Annotated in this window: 15 protein-coding genes; 12 read left to right on the forward strand and 3 right to left on the reverse strand. The window is 37.1% G+C overall.

Annotated elements, in window-relative coordinates:
- Positions 1-7: 7 nt before the first annotated feature.
- Positions 8-1,135, forward strand: coding sequence for a hypothetical protein (locus tag HOP08_08465; GenBank protein NOT74949.1), 1,128 nt, complete (start codon positions 8-10; stop codon positions 1,133-1,135).
- Between the two features lie 46 nt (positions 1,136-1,181).
- On the opposite strand, the gene HOP08_08470 is transcribed toward HOP08_08465, so the two are convergent.
- From HOP08_08470 to HOP08_08480, 3 genes are read right to left on the reverse strand one after another with little or no spacing between them, the layout of a single operon-like run.
- Positions 1,182-1,574 carry a hypothetical protein gene (locus HOP08_08470; protein NOT74950.1) on the reverse strand — a complete coding sequence of 131 codons (393 nt, stop codon included), beginning with the start codon at positions 1,572-1,574 and terminating at the stop codon, positions 1,182-1,184.
- 37 nt (positions 1,575-1,611) lie between these two features.
- Entirely contained in the window at positions 1,612-3,099 is a 1,488-nt protein-coding gene (locus tag HOP08_08475) for a HEPN domain-containing protein (protein NOT74951.1), read from the reverse strand.
- 1 nt (position 3,100) lies between these two features.
- Positions 3,101-3,439 carry a hypothetical protein gene (locus tag HOP08_08480; GenBank protein ID NOT74952.1) on the reverse strand — a complete coding sequence of 113 codons (339 nt, stop codon included), beginning with the start codon at positions 3,437-3,439 and terminating at the stop codon, positions 3,101-3,103.
- A gap of 94 nt (positions 3,440-3,533) precedes the next feature.
- Here HOP08_08480 and HOP08_08485 point away from each other — a divergent pair, with 94 nt between their 5' ends.
- From HOP08_08485 to HOP08_08535, 11 genes are all read left to right on the forward strand, one after another.
- A complete protein-coding gene (locus HOP08_08485; GenBank protein ID NOT74953.1) occupies positions 3,534-3,770 on the forward strand; it encodes a helix-turn-helix transcriptional regulator in 237 nt (78 codons plus the stop codon).
- Positions 3,771-4,013: 243 nt separating this feature from the next.
- Positions 4,014-4,613 carry a hypothetical protein gene (locus HOP08_08490; GenBank protein NOT74954.1) on the forward strand — a complete coding sequence of 200 codons (600 nt, stop codon included), beginning with the start codon at positions 4,014-4,016 and terminating at the stop codon, positions 4,611-4,613.
- Positions 4,614-4,732: 119 nt separating this feature from the next.
- A complete protein-coding gene (locus HOP08_08495) occupies positions 4,733-6,778 on the forward strand; it encodes a hypothetical protein (protein ID NOT74955.1) in 2,046 nt (681 codons plus the stop codon).
- The gene (locus tag HOP08_08500; GenBank protein NOT74956.1) at positions 6,763-8,886 is read left to right on the forward strand and encodes a hypothetical protein; all 2,124 of its coding nucleotides are present in this window, start codon (positions 6,763-6,765) and stop codon (positions 8,884-8,886) included. Before HOP08_08495 ends, HOP08_08500 begins: the two co-directional genes overlap by 16 nt.
- A gap of 87 nt (positions 8,887-8,973) precedes the next feature.
- Positions 8,974-9,321, forward strand: coding sequence for a hypothetical protein (locus tag HOP08_08505; GenBank protein ID NOT74957.1), 348 nt, complete (start codon positions 8,974-8,976; stop codon positions 9,319-9,321).
- Complete coding sequence (locus HOP08_08510; protein ID NOT74958.1) at positions 9,321-10,235, forward strand: hypothetical protein; 915 nt, start codon at positions 9,321-9,323, stop codon at positions 10,233-10,235. The genes HOP08_08505 and HOP08_08510 overlap by 1 nt, the downstream gene beginning before the upstream one ends.
- Before the next feature lie 253 nt (positions 10,236-10,488).
- Positions 10,489-10,989 (forward strand): hypothetical protein, encoded by a 501-nt coding sequence (locus HOP08_08515; GenBank protein ID NOT74959.1) that lies wholly within the window; start codon positions 10,489-10,491, stop codon positions 10,987-10,989.
- 53 nt (positions 10,990-11,042) lie between these two features.
- A complete protein-coding gene (locus tag HOP08_08520; protein NOT74960.1) occupies positions 11,043-12,155 on the forward strand; it encodes a hypothetical protein in 1,113 nt (370 codons plus the stop codon).
- A gap of 26 nt (positions 12,156-12,181) precedes the next feature.
- Positions 12,182-13,180: an FRG domain-containing protein gene (locus HOP08_08525; GenBank protein ID NOT74961.1), complete on the forward strand. Its 999-nt coding sequence runs from the start codon at positions 12,182-12,184 to the stop codon at positions 13,178-13,180.
- 8 nt (positions 13,181-13,188) lie between these two features.
- Positions 13,189-13,824 (forward strand): hypothetical protein, encoded by a 636-nt coding sequence (locus tag HOP08_08530; GenBank protein ID NOT74962.1) that lies wholly within the window; start codon positions 13,189-13,191, stop codon positions 13,822-13,824.
- Between the two features lie 522 nt (positions 13,825-14,346).
- Entirely contained in the window at positions 14,347-16,125 is a 1,779-nt protein-coding gene (locus tag HOP08_08535; GenBank protein ID NOT74963.1) for a beta-lactamase family protein, read from the forward strand.
- Positions 16,126-16,209 lie beyond the last annotated feature (84 nt).

Raw genomic sequence — 16,209 nt, forward strand, 5'->3', positions numbered from 1 at the left:
GAGAGTCATGCCGAAAATCATAGAAATACTGAAGTTCAGAGATGCAGTTCCTTTGAGGAATACGTGGTATAACTACTATGGAGATATTTTTGTTTCAGTGATTCGAGAAAGCAAACCCTATATAAGGAGAAAAGCCTTACCTCCTGATAGCAAAAGGGATAACGACTTAAGTGAATGGCACCGAATCTGGCAGTATGAAAATATTGAAGCTTATTATGGTGTCGAACAACTTGGTGCAAAGACCTATGAATTAACGATCGAAGTAGATGGCGTAAGGCATCGAATAGATAGCGTTGTGCATCAAGTGGCAATAGAATTTCAACATACGTTAAGCGTGTCCATAGAAGAAATGAACTCACGTTTTCACGCACATACTAAAAAGGGATATTTGGCATATTTAGTTATAGACTTGACTAAGTATAATTCTTCCCAGTTTTATGGAGGTCATATTGATTCAAAATTAGATAAGATTGTCAGTAAATGGAAAAAGACTTCTTATTGTGAAAATGATAAACTATTTATCGATTTCCAGGATTGCATTGTGCGATTAGTCAAAGGGCTAGAAGTAGGGTATATCACGATCCATAAGCTCACCTTCCTACACGAGCTTTTGTCCCTTGAAAAAAATTTTGACAAAATTCTCAGTTCAGAAAAAGAACGAAAATATTTGCAACAACAGGAAGCGATACTTAAAAGGCGAAGAGAATTGGAACATGAAGCAATAACATTTAAAAACCTAAAGATTCAGGAGAAGGTTGAGTTTCTGGAGAATACTTTAAAGACTCCAGACTTTCGGTATTTGAAGCAGTGTTTTGAGGACAATGTCATTCGTCCTTATACCAACCTTCACAATGAGGAGATTTTCACATATCGAAAAGATACTGAGACTGAAAATGATTTTGTTGAAAACTGGCATGTATATTATTCCACAGATTCACAATTTGAACTTTTGTACAAAACAGTCGGAAAACTTGAACCTAAGCAGGTTTATATTAACGGCTATGCCAGAATAAAAAAGGAATATAAATATCTATTCGCTGAAATAGTCCTTCGTGATAAGTTTAGAACAATTTGCAAGTTTAAAAGACAAAATAGCGTTACTGTGAAAGTTGCTGAGGAGCCCCTATTATTCTAGGATATAATGTTTGAAGTGGAGGGCAATTGAATATGATCTTATTGCTTTAGCCTTTTCTTGTTGCGTTGAGGCTTAATACCTTTATTTTCCCTCTAGCCTTGATCAGGGCATAGTATATTCTAAGTGCTCTCCTCGTTATTACATCCTCATCGGCATTGATGTCGTCGCTCCATTTCTCCATGAGATCAAAATAAATTTTGAATGTTTTATCCGTTCCATCCCACATTCTTAGGCTTGCTAGAATAAGGCGATCAAGAAAAGTTTCAAAATCACATTCCTGAAAACCGATCATTTGAAAATGTTTGAATAGCATCCTGCTCTGGAGTTCATGACGGATCAGGAAAACTGGCACTTCAATTTCCTTTGGAATCTTGATTTTCGGCGAACGAACAAGAGGTATGCCGTGTCGGAAATTCAAGGGTATGGAAAAGACTCGCATAGGCATAGGTTATTTTAATGATTGTAGTACTGGTATTTTAATCCATCGTAAATCTCTTTAACCGCGGTTCTCCTTTAAGCTGGAGATTTCCATCGCCTTCGAGAAAAGCATTCAATTCGTCGTCAACCTGGATCGAAATTCCGCCGGTGTCTTTGATTGTGACCTTCGCTTCCGATGTCTCAAGATCAATTCCCTCAAAGGAACCTGGCCCCGTATTCAAAATATTAGCTTTCAATGCGCATCCTGAAATAGCCAAAGCTCCTGTCTTTGTTACAGTAGCATCAAGTATTGTAACGTCTACCTGAAGGTCGACTCGGCCTTTTCCATTCTGGATGATTGCCAGCGATTCAGTTTCAATAGGTTCTTTACATGTGACGGTGCCGGAATGATGTACAACAATGCTGCTCAATGTTGAATAGGTGAGGCGAATGACCGAAGCAGGAATCACCTCAAATGAATCATTCTTCATCGTGACCCATAATCGATTCTCTTCAATTCTTGTCTCGACCATGTGTGTCATATCTGAGTCTGACTCTATTTCGATTCTCTCCGAGCCTCCCCTCTGTAAAATCACATCCGAGAACGCGTCAAGGCCAATACTTTCAAATGATGAAACGTCATATCCAACGATGAGCCTTTTTTGAACTTGTTGTTTAGATTGAATATCGTGGCACTGCTGTTCAGTTTCCCTCCATTTATTCTGACATAATATCAATGCCATATTTTGAAATTTCCAAACACGGTTATGTAGTGTGAGAACATTATCTGCGGCTACCGAATAATCCTCTTTATATCGAACGTCAGAATATGCCCTTTGTAAAATATTAAAGATTTGGAGTTCGGATTCCGTTGATCTTGGAAAAATCGTGTGCACATTCAATGTGATATTTTCCAGTAGCAAGAACAGCCGCCTAATACTATGAGTGGTTGGCTTATAGCCAATACAAGTACGAAGGAGAGAAATGCAAGTTAGCTCAACAGCCTGGTGGAGCATGAGGACTGCGACATCATATCGGCTTTCCTGTAAACAATCTGTAGCAGTTTGATAAAAGGCTTGTGCGAGGTCAAATTTCCTTTTCGACCCTTGGACAAAAGAGCTTTGAACGTGAGGGTCAACTACCCTGGAAGGCGTGATCAGGGGAACTGTATCGTTATCATGTAGAAGTACACCACTTCGATACACTCTTACGAAAAAAGGATTGCCAATTTCGAGGCTGTTATTTACCGCATCTACACTATGTACAATCGGAATTATGGCGAGAAAATCATTGGATAGTTTTTCAACACTATCGGAAATAGATTCCCTTTTGCCTTTGTCTTTATCTTGGAGAATGATAAGTAGATCAATGGCCATGGAAGAATTATTATTGTCTGGCGAAGTGAAACTGCTCCAAACGTTTGACGAGTTGGATCTTGTCCCATAGCAGATGATCTTTTCCGGATGAAAAGATTCAATGATTAGAGAAATGGTCCGTCGAATTATAACCTGTTGTGTTTCTGTTACAGAAGATAATTGAGTCTCCATTTTACATCTTTTTTGAAGTAACACTCTTTTTTAAGTTCATTATTTCACGATACGCTTTGAATGTCTGCTTCATCATGCTGTCATTGTTTCCTTCAATTTTTTTACTGCGCTTTTCCATAATGGTGAAATATCTGTCCGAGACATTATCATCCTCATCATCAAGACCAATAGTCTGAAGGATTAGTGAATCCAAATGCGGTTCAAAACCACATTCGGTCATTCCAATTTCTTGCAAAATGCGGAAGAGCTTACGCGTCTTGAGTTCTTCCTTAATAAGGCATAATGACATCTGCATTTTGATTGGAAGTTTTACCAGTGGATAAGAAGAAATCTGTTTCATTTTGCGGTATAGGGAATAGCCTATACAATAATAGACATTTTTACCATAGGGAATAACCTATACCTGAGAATTTTTTTACTGTTTTATTTGAAATGTGGCAAAGCAGCAAATCAGAATTAGGTATCGAAAGCAGCTTATTAAGATGGGTCTCCACCTTCGACAACTCAGGGAGAGCCAAGGAATTAGCCAGGAACAATTGGCTGCTGACGCCGAAATTCCTTATAGTACGGTAAATGAAATCGAAGCTGGAAAGACAAATCCTACAATTGCGTCGTTAATGGCAATTGCGGAAGCCCTTGATATGCCTCTTAGTAAGTTGCTAGATTTTTAAGTTTCCTTTAAAATACGGTTGAGTCATTTTGAATTCAACAAAAAATGGTCTGAATCAAAACGGCATTTCAAGGGAGCCAAAATATTTTCAATTGTCCTCTTCAGACAAGGCATATTTTAGAGATGTTTTTTGAACAGATTTAACTTCATGCCGGAGGTTTAAAAGATTTGGAAACATTGTTTGATACTTCTCACAATCACCCTTTCGGAAATCTGAAATTCAGACGACCTAACAGAAAAAACAATGAATGATCTTGACTATTTGTTGAATCAACTAGATTTATTAATTGGCTTTCTTGCCGTTTCAGACCAGCAAGTCTATGAGCAAATCAAACTGCACGATCGCTTTAATTTAGGTCTTACCATTGAACAGTTGTATGAAAGTAACTATGGAAATTACTCAAATCACATAACTACTTCAGCTCTGCTTTTGGGGTTTGCGCATTTTGAGGACTTCCTCACAAAGTGTATAGTTAATGTATTAATTTCCAACCCGGATAGTAATGACTATAAGGTAACGTTAAAAACGATACGCGAAAAGGGCGATCGATTAATTCCATCCTTAGCAGAGGAACAAGCAAGACGGTTGCTTTTTTCTGAAAAAATAAAATTTATTGAAAAACAATTCACAGGGATTAACCCACAGATCTTGCTTGATATAAAATTCGTAAACGATGTAAGGAATTGCATAATGCATAATAATGGCTTGGCAGACAAAAGACTAAATCCAAAATACAATGATGGGCAGAAAATTGTTTTGCATTCTGCAGATGTTAATGCATATGGACTTCAAGCAAGACAATTAGCCAGAGAAATATGGATAAGACAGAAATCAACTAACTGATATACTTGAAAAGATTGCAGCTCGACTTTTGAAACCCATTTAAGATTTCAGGTCTTTAAAATAGCTCACCAGCGAAAAAACCGACGACGATAGAAATTTGAATGTCAGGCTTAATAAACATGGAAATCATTCCGTCAAGGCTTCTAGCATCTCCAACAAGTGCGATACCACCGCCCGTTGAGACTTTGCACCATGAGCTTCCTTACGATAAATTGAGTTGGGAAGACTTTGAGAGGCTTTGTTTGAAATTGGCGCAGAATGAAAGCCATGTGGAGTTTTGTAGGCCATACGGTGTCCGTGGCGACAAGCAAGAAGGGATTGACATTTTTGCAAGAAAAGGAAATGCGAAAATGTTTACTGTCTATCAGTGTAAAAAAGTAACAAAATTTGGACCAGCTAAAATTGCTGGTGCGGTTAAGCTATTTACAGAAGGTGAGTGGCTAAGTAAAACAGACCAATTCATTCTTTGCACGCAAGAAAGCTTTGTATCTAAGAAAAGTACAGATGAGTTAATTAAACAAAAAGATCTGTTAAAAGCGCTAGGTGTTCAACTGATCGCCTGGGATGGTCACGGGCTTAACTCACTACTCAAGGTACAGCCACAAATTGTTTATGATTTTTTTGGTGAGAATTGGACCCGCGTGTTTAATGGTAATCACGCGTTAAGTAGTATCATTAAGAAGGGAAGAGCCTTAAAGAAAAGCTTTGATGAACCATCAATCTATATTAATAGAAAAATAGTCTTGTATGGAGATCAATTGGCCGAATTTCTCGATAAGGGAGTTGATCTAAAGGACTTAATTAGTCAAGAAAAAAGGATTGCCTTGTTAGGTGCCGCGCAAACAGGGAAAAGTATAGAGCTCAGAAAACTTGTCAGCGAATTAAGCAAGGAATCTTCCCCTTATTATCCATTCTTAATCAATCTAAATACTTACACTGATAAATCAATCAAGGAATATATCATCGGCATTAACGAATTACAACAAGACAAAATAGTGCTCTGCCTTGATGGGTTAGATGAGGTTCAGTCAGGTAGCTTCGATACCGTTGGTCGAAAAATTATGGAGTTCTCAGAGGATTTCCCTGATTCCATCATCATTGTTTCTTGTCGGTCTAACTTTTACAAAACAGCATTAGAGAATCTCTCACTCAACACACTGCGAAATTTCAAGTCATTTCGATTAGCTCAACTCCGAGAAAACGAAATTGAACAATTTCTTCATACCAAACTCGGGGATAAAACAGACAACTTCCTTGCAAGGATTTCTGATAATAACCTTAGAGGGCTATTATCAATTCCATACTACTTAGTCAAATTGAGTGAGCAATATGCGAATAAGGGAAAAGTTGCAGGTGATAAGGCGGAGCTATTCGAGGAAATTATCAGAGAGAATTTAGAAGCGGACTGCTTTAGACATTTCAAACAAAGTGTCGATTCTAAAATATCTTTAATGTATGAGGTGCTAAAAAAGTTGGCGTTCTTAATGGAATTCCAAGGTAAACGAGTATGTACTACTGCTGAACTCCAAAAGATCTTTAATCCGAGTGAGTTACTAGTGTTGCAGGCGTCTGGAACGCTTTTTATGAAATCAGGTGAGTCCGATACACAATGGAACTTTATAAATAACAATATTCAAGAGTATTTAACTGCGAAAGCACTATCTGAAGTGTCATTCAATAAGATAAAGGAAATAGTTTCATTTAGGCCAGACTATAAGAAGATTAAACCCATTTGGGTAAACTCACTGTCCTTCCTCATAACGATTCTAGATGAAAAAATTGGAGCAAGAGATGTATTGCTTGACTGGATGATACAAGACAATCTTGATGTAATAGTAAAGTTTGAAATTGAAAAACTGGATGAAAGTATTCGATTTAAAGCATTCAGTAAAATATTTCAATACTATAAGACAGAGGATAGATTCATAAATCGGAATATTTTTGATCCAAAAGAATTAGCTTTTTTTTCTCGCTCCGAAAGGACAATTGATTTTCTATTGAAAGAGGGGGATATATCACAAGGAGCCATTTCTCGAAGCACGGCGCTTGAACTACTATCAAATTATGATTTCAGGAAGGAATTCAAAGCCAAACAAAAGCAAGTCAAAGAACTAGTGAAAAAAATCTCGAATATCCAAACGAATCGAGTTTGTATCCAGCAATGAAGGCATATGTCAATTCCGTTGCGTTGACAGATGGCGAATTTATAGACCTGCTGAATAATTATAAAAAATCAACCACCTGGGTAAGGTATTCCATTTTTCGCGGCATTTATAACCAAGACAAACAGGATAAATCCCTAGACTTTATTTTCGCCGAAATACTACAGTTGGTTTCTATTGAGTATCATGAAAACGATGGCAGTCGGTTATCAAACGAATATACTGAGCTTAAAGAGTGCTTAAAGCGACTGAAGGAGAGAAATTCCATTTTGAAACTATTGGAATTTATTAAAACAAATTATGGTTCAATTTCAGGATCAATCTATTTCCGTGATATTATTGACGATGTTCTTGTGCGCTCAGGAAAAGATTATCCCAAGGACAATCAGGTATTCGAACTGATTGTATCAATTTTTACAGATGAGGAAATTCGAATCAGTAATGAGGCCATGGATCATTTTCTCAATTATTTTAAAGGCACGGATAATGTTTACAGCGCTTTCGTCGAGATTTATAAAAGACTTGATATATCCAGCGTTTTTGATTTGGGCCTTTTAGTTAAGTTGGCTAATGAGGAATCCATCGAATTTTTCGCCAACGAGTTCAGGAAAGGAAATGTGCAGCGATTCGTCGTCGAGAATTTTCAATATCTGCTGGGGCAGGATCATGCCCTTTTAAAAGAATTTAATCTTAAGATAAATGAAATAGAGCTGATCCACTTGCCAACAACCAAGGACTTTGAAAGTGAAAGAAAGGAACTGAATAAGAAAACTAGAAATCTGCTCTTTGACAAAGGTCATTTTCTAGCTGCCGTTGACAAAGTTTTTGTGGATATCGGAAAGAATGAATTAAGTTTTGACGAGCTGTGGGATGCTTACGATATACAGCCCAATGGAACGGGGAATTTTCCAGAGATAGTTTATGACACTATTCGCTCGCGTGAAATAAACGGAAAGAGTGTCAGGGAGAATTTAGCAATGAGTTTAGAGAGAAACTGGGATTCTTTTTGGGCCGGGAAAATCGTCGCCTATTTGAAGAAAAACCCTGCGTCAGACTTTACGGATGAGCAGTTAGCACAGATAAAACAATGGTGTGATCATCATGCTAAGACAATTGATTTTACCACCGCAATCTCCTTCCCTGATGCTGATAGGACGACGGTAAAGCGAGTTGCTAATAAGTTGAGTTACTTAATTAGAAAGCTTTCTTTAAAACACTACCCGAAGCAATTATATCTCGATTTTCTTTCATTCCCGAAATGGGACGATAACGAAATGGATATTTTTGATTTTGTGGAATCAATTTTAGATACTGATGATATCACAGAGCGTGTGCTTGTTAACCTAACGGCGGGAATAAAGTATCATGTGGTGCTAGAATCACACCTAGACTATTGCGTTAAACACCGATTGAACCAATCAACGCCTAGTCTTGTGCAATATCTAAACAATCGAGACTACCCTCGAAAAAAAGTATTAGACTCCTATATGCTTTTAAATGGATCTTTAGGTCCAATTGAAAAACTACTTCCGTCATTAGATGATTATTTCATGTATGAAGTCTTTCAAGAGTTAATCAATAGAAAAAGTCTATTTATTTACTCATACTTGACAAACTTGTTTTCCTCCGAGAAAAACAAAGAAGCGAAACTTAAAATAGCTGAATTCCTGATTCAACTACAAAGCCTTAAAGCAGTTCAATTTTACGTAAAGTATATAAAGCAATCGAAATCTGTTCCTGGCGACAGTTCACCATCAAATCCACTTTTTAAACTAACCAACATTTTTGCCAGTTATTATGTATTTGTGTTATACGAGATGAGCACAGATTCTTCCATATCGCAAGGCCCGTTTTCACGGCTGTCAGACTTATCAATAGGAGCATTGCAGTCAATATGCTTAGTTGGATCAAATTTTAAGTGGGTCAAAAGAATTTTCCGAATTTATGCAGCGTTTTTTCTGATTGGTCGTTCCTTAGGAATTAAGAAAACACCAATCAAAGTAATTCGTGAGTTAAGGCATTATTTTGAAAACATCGAACAACAATATTATGTTAACAAAAGTGTAAATGTTGATCTAAAAGAAGCTCTTAGGATTTATAGTTCAATCTGAAAGCAGTAAGTCTATATTTTGATAATTAGCTCAAGGGTAGTCGCTTCTAAATTACTATATTAGTAATTAGAAATTTTACCACCCCCTATGAAACCATTCATTCTCGAATTTAAAGAAAGTCCAGAAGCGGAAAATTTAGACTATACCGCCATTGAATATGATTATACTCTCAATTTAAATGTTGACAAATTTACTGGCAACCCAGCTGTTGACGTATTGAGCGTAGCAACTGAGACATTCACAAAATCAAACGGAGAGGATTCAGACTCAGACAGAACTGGATCGGTTTCGCAAATGGACACGGCAACAAAATCCTTTTCTGGCGGTGAGTCCTCAGATTCGGATAAGGACGGCGCCAAATTATTAGCACTTCTCGGAACTACAACGTCCACCAGGCAATCTGGAGAGTCATCAGATCAAGACACTGGTAGATAATGATATTGATTATCACTCATAAGAGTGATTTCACCGCAGATTTTGTTATTAATAAACTGAATCAGCTTAAGATACCGTACAAAAGATTGAATTGTGAAGATATTTTAAGCTACCCCTATAAATTCACTTTTAATAAAACATTCGAATCCTCCATTTTAGGCGAGAGTCAATTTCACTCCACTTGGTTTCGAAGGACGAAACTACCGACACTTGAAAACATTGCAGACACAGATAGAAGATATGTCCTAGATGAAGTAGATAGTTTTATTTCTAATCTTTATTATCTTCTAGACACTAAGTGGTTGAGTTCGCCGACTGCGATATATGCAGCTGAAAACAAATTGCATCAACTAAGAGTCGCGCAGGAAATAGGATTTCAAACTCCATCGACAATGGTAACTAGTTCTAAAACTGATCTGATGACATTTTTCAATTCTCATAACAGAAACGTAATTGTTAAGTCGATTGGAAATACCAGAATAGGAATTGATAGACCAGAGTTTATTTTCACAACGAGAATACCAATAGAAGCGATTCAACGTTTGGATGAATTAGATCTAACGCCATGCATTTTTCAGGAAAACATTGAGAAGGAATATGAAATAAGAGTTACTATTGTTGGCACAAAAGTTTTTGCTGCTGCTGTTGATTCACAATCGGATATTATTACCAAGCAAGACTGGAGAAGAAAACAAATACCATTTAGGGCTGAAGTGCTACCGCAGCCAATTCAGGAATTGTGCATACACTTGTTAAGTAAACTGAATCTTAATTTCGGTGCGATTGACCTTGTAAAAACTCCCGAAGGGAAGTATGTTTTTTTAGAAATAAATCCAAATGGTCAATGGGTTTGGATTGAAGATCAGACTGGGTTAAAGATTTCTGATGCAATAATTTCCTATTTAACCGATTAAAATGTATAATTTTTTTAAATGGTTTGGTTTTGGTCCCAGGTCCGACGAAAAGCCTTATGATTACAAACATAAAAATTATACACAATCTGAAAAAAGCGGGAGGCTAGATACGCACTTAACTTTTTTAAAATCTATTGAGGTTGAGGAAACCTCTCGACTGACAATTATCGAAACAAAGACGTCGCAGATTGTATCACAGACCGGAATTATATTTTCCTTGCTTAGTCTTTTTATACCTGTCTTTATAACCAAAATGTCTGATCAAGCGTTGTGGTTGAAAATCCTGTTCTTAATATTACTCTTTCTCGCGTTTACTGCCTATTTCCTAACCATACATCATGCGATAGCGAATTATAATGTGAAAAACTTCATCTATAGCAAATCGTCACCAAATAATGTTCTGAAGTATCAAAAAGAATCGACTAACGAGTTTAAGAAGATTGAAATACAGGACTTGCTTTACAGTATTAATCAAAATGAATTCACAAATAATCGAAAAGCTGATAACCTCATTTATTCCTATCGAGCTTTCAAGGTTGGAAATTTACTTACTGCCATCCTAGTATTGATTCTTTGTTCATCCTTGCTGTTTGTCAAAAATGAAGTAGAGTCCATCAGAATCGCGAATCCCATTAAAATTGAAAACCTCCATCAAAGTAAGCAACTAGATTCTTTGGCAAGAGAATTAATTGAAAACCTGAAATTAAAGCAGCAGCTTCGAGGATCTGATTCGTCCGCTCAAATTGTCGATTAAGAATTTTTTTCGTTAATCAAATTTTTTTCGTACTATCAAACCATAGATAGATAATGGCACTCTATCGGAAATCTGATTTGAATTTATTTAAGGTTTCGCCGCAATTAAAACAGAAAGACCTACATCGCAAGTTTAAAATGATGCTTTGGCCGTCTTTGAAGCCTCAACGCAAAGTTTTAACCTCATGGATAAAGGGATTCAATAGAAAGGAAGATATAGTCACGGAATTTCAAAAGTCCTTTCATTCTTCTTTTTGGGAATTTTACTTGCACGCGGTATTTAAACAACTGAAATTTAACGTTGATTACTCGTTCACTACACCCGATTTCGTTGTCACCTCACCATGTCCATTAATTATTGAAGCGACCACATCAAATGTAAAATTGAACGGTCGACACGAAAGTAAACGAGGTTTTTCGGATTTCCGCAGTATGCTAGATCCGCCCCATCTGCGCAAAGACTTTAAAAGAACTATGAATGAAGGAATTATCCGAAATGCTAGTGCGTTGCTTTCTAAGAATTTGAAATTTCAATCCTCGTATTCTAAAAATGAAAAGTTGGATACTAAAGCACCCTATATAATCGCTTTAGGATCATACAGTCAGGTTAATTACGGTCGGGAATATTACTACTCTATAGTCGCGTTACTTTATGGTTTTTATTATCGTCCAAAAGCAAATGAATACTGCATTATCAATGAAATCAAAAAAGGAAATTCCAACATTCCGTTAGATGTATTTAGTAGTCCCGAGTATAAGAATGTTTCAGCGGTACTCTTCTCTTGTTCGGTTACATTTGGAAAACTAACATCTCTCGCTATTTCATCAGGGATGAAGACAGGGAAGGATGTTTTGATAGTGCGCCATTTGTATGATAAGGATTTCTACCAAATTCAAAACGTCACCGCTAAAAATCAGGAAAGTCTTACAGATGGACTATTTCTGCTCCATAATCCTAATGCAAAAATCAAGCTGTCGACAGAAATATTTTCTAAGTCTGACATTATTCAAGTTAACTTAGAAGATAATTTCCTAGTATTTTCTGGTGGACAATCTGCTGCCATAGCCGCCCGCTTAGACACTCCCAAGCGTTTGTGGAGTAAGTCCATTAAAATAAGAGTGATGAAAGAAACTTATGTTCGGTTTAACAGCAATAAGGTTCTTTAACAGTGGGATAAATTAATTTGATAAAAATGACAATACCGACCTATCCTACATTAGCTGATAAAGTAACTCATTTTGATTCAATTAATATCGATAATAGAACAGATCTGGATTCGCTTATTAATGAGTGGACACGGAAAGACGACAGCAAGTCGGTAATCTTCCGAGGATTGAATGAAGCGAAATACAAGCTTATTAACTCCGCGCAGCGCTTTTGGATCGGGGAAGAATTGGATAAACTTGGCAGAAGCTATCTGGAATTCATTCAAAGTGAAGTTGAAAATGCCAAATCCTTCCAAAACAATCTTCTTCAAAAATTCTTTAATGCATTCGGCCACCCCGCTTACGATTTGTCAATCCTAAGCTTCCTTCAGCATTACAAAGCGCCCACTCCGCTGTTGGACTTTACATACAATTTTGACTGCGCATTATTTTTTGGAACGGACGGCCTAAGGCACTATCCATCGAGCGATATTGATAATTACTTTTCCGTTTATGCAATTAATACAAAAGAAGGTGAGTTTCCTTCTATCATCAACCACATCAATTCAATCATTTCTCAAATTGATTCAATATTTCAGGATGATAAAAATAGCAACATTGACGCAACCAATATTTTGAAAAATCTTAAGGAACTCCAATATCAGACTTTTCATGAGCTAAAGCTATTCTATCTACCCGGATATAGTTCTTCAGGAGTTAGGTTCAGCTTGCTGACCCAGCCAACCTTTAATTTGGTTTACAACCAACATAATCTCAATGTTATAAATCAGGAAGGACTGTTTGTATTTAATTCTGATCCAACCCATCCATTGGAAGATTATTTCAGCGGTGGATTATTTTCTGGATTTCAGTCCACTTTCGATTTACCTAAGATGAAATGCTGGAATATTCATAAAAGTTTGAATGAATATGTTATTAGATACCTTACGGAAAATAGACCAATACCAATTAATCGAGAGTTCATTTATCCTCAAGAAGAGTTCATTGCAAGCAGCGCCTTTAAAAATTTTAAAAACCTTCAATAGAAAAATAGATGGAGAAAAATCAAAACGACAATTGGGGTCTGAAGGAGCTTTTTCATTTTGATGAAAAACATTGGATAATTTACAACGACACTAACTCTTTAGCAAAGGAGAAAATTCTTGATGGTAGATTGTTAGATATTCCGGTAGGCGGAACTTACGAAATTCAGCCAGACAGTCATTCTATAGTCCTTCCTAATAGAGACAAGATAAAATTTAGCAACAGGTCTCTTCACGAGGCTTCTGATTTTTGGGCAAATTTTAATGTTATAACAAGTCATTTAGTGAGAAATCTAAAGGACGGTTTAGTAATTGGGGGTCTTGATTTTCTTGACTATCACTACAGCTGGACAAAAAAGAAGAAAAGGTTCTTAAAATTTGTGAAGCATTATATAGTGACTGTCTCTTGGATGCCGACAGATCAAAAAGACAAATTTGATATGCATTATCAAGCAGTGAAGGAATGGGCCGAGGAGAAGGAGAGAAAGAGTAAGCGACCCTTTTATATTATCGCTCTTTCCATCCCAATAATTGTGTACGCTTTTGGATGGTACTTTTCCGTTGCACACAAAGAAGTATTTATCGGCGCTTTGATCGGAGGGCTAGCCGGACCTATCAAAGAAATTTATGATTTATATAAAGATTGATCTTAAACTGTCAATGCCGAAATTACCGTACAGCCATTTAAAACTGGTTTAAATAATGAGCACGTTTCTTTTTTTCATACCTTTATAACACCAAGGGATCGATTTATTTACCTTGATTTTGAACCGAGTACTCCATTGTGGTACCATTGTTTCGAAAGGCACAAAACATTTGGGAAAAAGGCTGTTTTAAGTATAATAAAACTTCCTCCTCCTCTGCAATCAAAAAAATGCACATGAGTGTAGTGCTGTATTTCGATTGACATTCCCCCGAAAGATCACTGCAGGTAATCCCTGCTCCTCTGGAAGCATATGTATAAAGCCGTACAGGCGCACCGAATTAACCCTTCCACTTTCATCGCCATCCGAGGTTGTTTGGCGACAAACATCGAAACAATCGCATGATGATGTGATAGAATCTAGTTAAAGAATATCGTCTTTTATAACATGTATCGCCGTAGTACTGCTGTGGTAATACGGACATCCCCAATTGCAAAAAAGGAATTAACCTAAAATACACTTCAAATGAGAACGCAAATCATTCTCTCGACAACTCTAATCACTTTGTTGACTACGACCGCATTCGTTTCACTGTCTGCCCAAACAATTTCCATTGACAAAGGTCAACTTGAAAAAAAACTAGATTCGCTATTCAATGCATTCAACAACACGGCGTCACCCGGTTATGCTATCACGGTTATTCAAAACCAGAAAGTAATAACAAAGAAAGAATATGGTCGGGCAAGTTTGGAGCACAACGTTCCATTTAATCATAACACGATTGTAACTATACCGTATTCGGAAGGAAGAGAATTTATTTCTCTGGCCGCGGCGTTGCTGGATCAGGATGGGAAACTTAGTTTGGATGACAAGGTCCGAAAATACTTTCCAAAACTTCCGTTGTGGGCAGAGTCAGTTACTCTACAGGATTTACTCAACCACAGCAGCGGATTTTGCGATGAATGGGCCACCCTGGTACTCACACAAGCCAGCATGAACAACCGACTGGATGAGTCACAGTTCTTAAATTTTCTATACAATCAACCTGATCCACAGGTTGAGCCTGGCAAAGGATACATGTATAGTAATTCTGATTTTGGATTGCTCAGGTTGATTCTAGAAAAAGCCTCCAATGAAAAATTACCTTACTACATGGAGCGAAGAATTTTTAAACCATTGCACATGCTATCCACTTCTTTGCGAATAAATAAAGAGACGGTAATTGAAAATCACGCCTTTTCTTATTTTTCTGATTCACCTGGCGTTTATAAAGTATGGCTTCGCGATAAAACTTCACCTGGTGGTAATTATTTCATACTTACTTCCGCCAATGATCAGGAAAGATGGGCTGGCGCTTTTGCCGACAAAAACTCTTTTGTCACCAAGGGCTTTGAACGCTTGAGGCAAAACGCCAGGCCGATACCAGTACTGAAAGAAAAATATTACACCTACGGTCATAAAATAAAAAAGATAGGTGCGTATGAAACAACAATACATATGGGGGTAAGCGGCTACTCCTATCTTTCCAGAATCCCTTCTGTCGGACTTGCCATTATCTGCACCACAAACAACCATGAACCTTATAGCGAAAAGTTGGATGAGCTGGCTATTTACCTTTTGCAAATTGACAACAACTCAAAAAAACAGTTGCAAAAATTTTCCTCAACGCCCAAGCCAATAAAGGGAGAAGAGTTGCAAAAATATGCAGGCCGTTATCTATCATTCGGCGAGAATTTTCAAAGCACAGTGCAAAGCAGAACCTATTATACTATGAAAGTGATAGGTGATTCCTTGTATTGGCAATACTCCTCCACAGAAATACTACCATTACAACACATTGGAAATGGAGTTTTTAAAGATCCCGACTTTGCCGTCTGGCTTCGTTTTTTTCGAACACATCCTGATTCATTGATGCAGGTAGAAGCGCATAAGCAATTTGGTAAGCCTGAGATCTTTAATTGGGTAAAAGACACTAACGTAGAGCCTTTTTATCCAAGGGAATATCTTCAAAAGCTTACTGGGAAATATTATAGCAAACATCTTGATTTTTACCTCAGTATCGTCTTAAATGATGACGGCAAACTTGTAGTAAAACGCCCAACCATCGCAGATAAATTTTTACAATCGCACTCTGCTGATGAGTTTATTCTTCTTACAGACTTTCAGGAAACGGACTATGAGGTCAATTTTTGGATACATTTCTATTTTAATCAGGCTGGTATACCAACCCATTTCGATGTACGCCACGGCAGGCTTATGCATCATCGGTTTGATAGGATCAATCAGCATTCAGACGAGAAATGAGTAAAATTGCAAGGAAAATTTACCTAATTGTCAGATTTCCTTAATTTTTGTCCTTCTTTTTTGGAAACTAAAATCTTCTTCCTT

The organism is Cyclobacteriaceae bacterium, assembly GCA_013141055.1.
In the GTDB taxonomy this organism is placed as follows: Bacteria; Bacteroidota; Bacteroidia; order Cytophagales; family Cyclobacteriaceae; genus ELB16-189.

Excerpts from the sequence above, each read along its gene's own strand:
- HOP08_08465 (NOT74949.1), top strand. The coding sequence starts at position 8 with ATGCCGAAAATCATAGAAATACTGAAGTTCAGAGATGCAGTTCCTTTG.
- HOP08_08470 (NOT74950.1), bottom strand. The coding sequence starts at position 1,574 with ATGCGAGTCTTTTCCATACCCTTGAATTTCCGACACGGCATACCTCTT.
- HOP08_08475 (NOT74951.1), bottom strand. The coding sequence starts at position 3,099 with ATGGAGACTCAATTATCTTCTGTAACAGAAACACAACAGGTTATAATT.
- HOP08_08480 (NOT74952.1), bottom strand. The coding sequence starts at position 3,439 with ATGAAACAGATTTCTTCTTATCCACTGGTAAAACTTCCAATCAAAATG.
- HOP08_08490 (NOT74954.1), top strand. The coding sequence starts at position 4,014 with ATGAATGATCTTGACTATTTGTTGAATCAACTAGATTTATTAATTGGC.
- HOP08_08495 (NOT74955.1), top strand. The coding sequence starts at position 4,733 with ATGGAAATCATTCCGTCAAGGCTTCTAGCATCTCCAACAAGTGCGATA.
- HOP08_08505 (NOT74957.1), top strand. The coding sequence starts at position 8,974 with ATGAAACCATTCATTCTCGAATTTAAAGAAAGTCCAGAAGCGGAAAAT.
- HOP08_08510 (NOT74958.1), top strand. The coding sequence starts at position 9,321 with ATGATATTGATTATCACTCATAAGAGTGATTTCACCGCAGATTTTGTT.
- HOP08_08515 (NOT74959.1), top strand. The coding sequence starts at position 10,489 with ATGTCTGATCAAGCGTTGTGGTTGAAAATCCTGTTCTTAATATTACTC.
- HOP08_08520 (NOT74960.1), top strand. The coding sequence starts at position 11,043 with ATGGCACTCTATCGGAAATCTGATTTGAATTTATTTAAGGTTTCGCCG.
- HOP08_08525 (NOT74961.1), top strand. The coding sequence starts at position 12,182 with ATGACAATACCGACCTATCCTACATTAGCTGATAAAGTAACTCATTTT.
- HOP08_08530 (NOT74962.1), top strand. The coding sequence starts at position 13,189 with ATGGAGAAAAATCAAAACGACAATTGGGGTCTGAAGGAGCTTTTTCAT.
- HOP08_08535 (NOT74963.1), top strand. The coding sequence starts at position 14,347 with ATGAGAACGCAAATCATTCTCTCGACAACTCTAATCACTTTGTTGACT.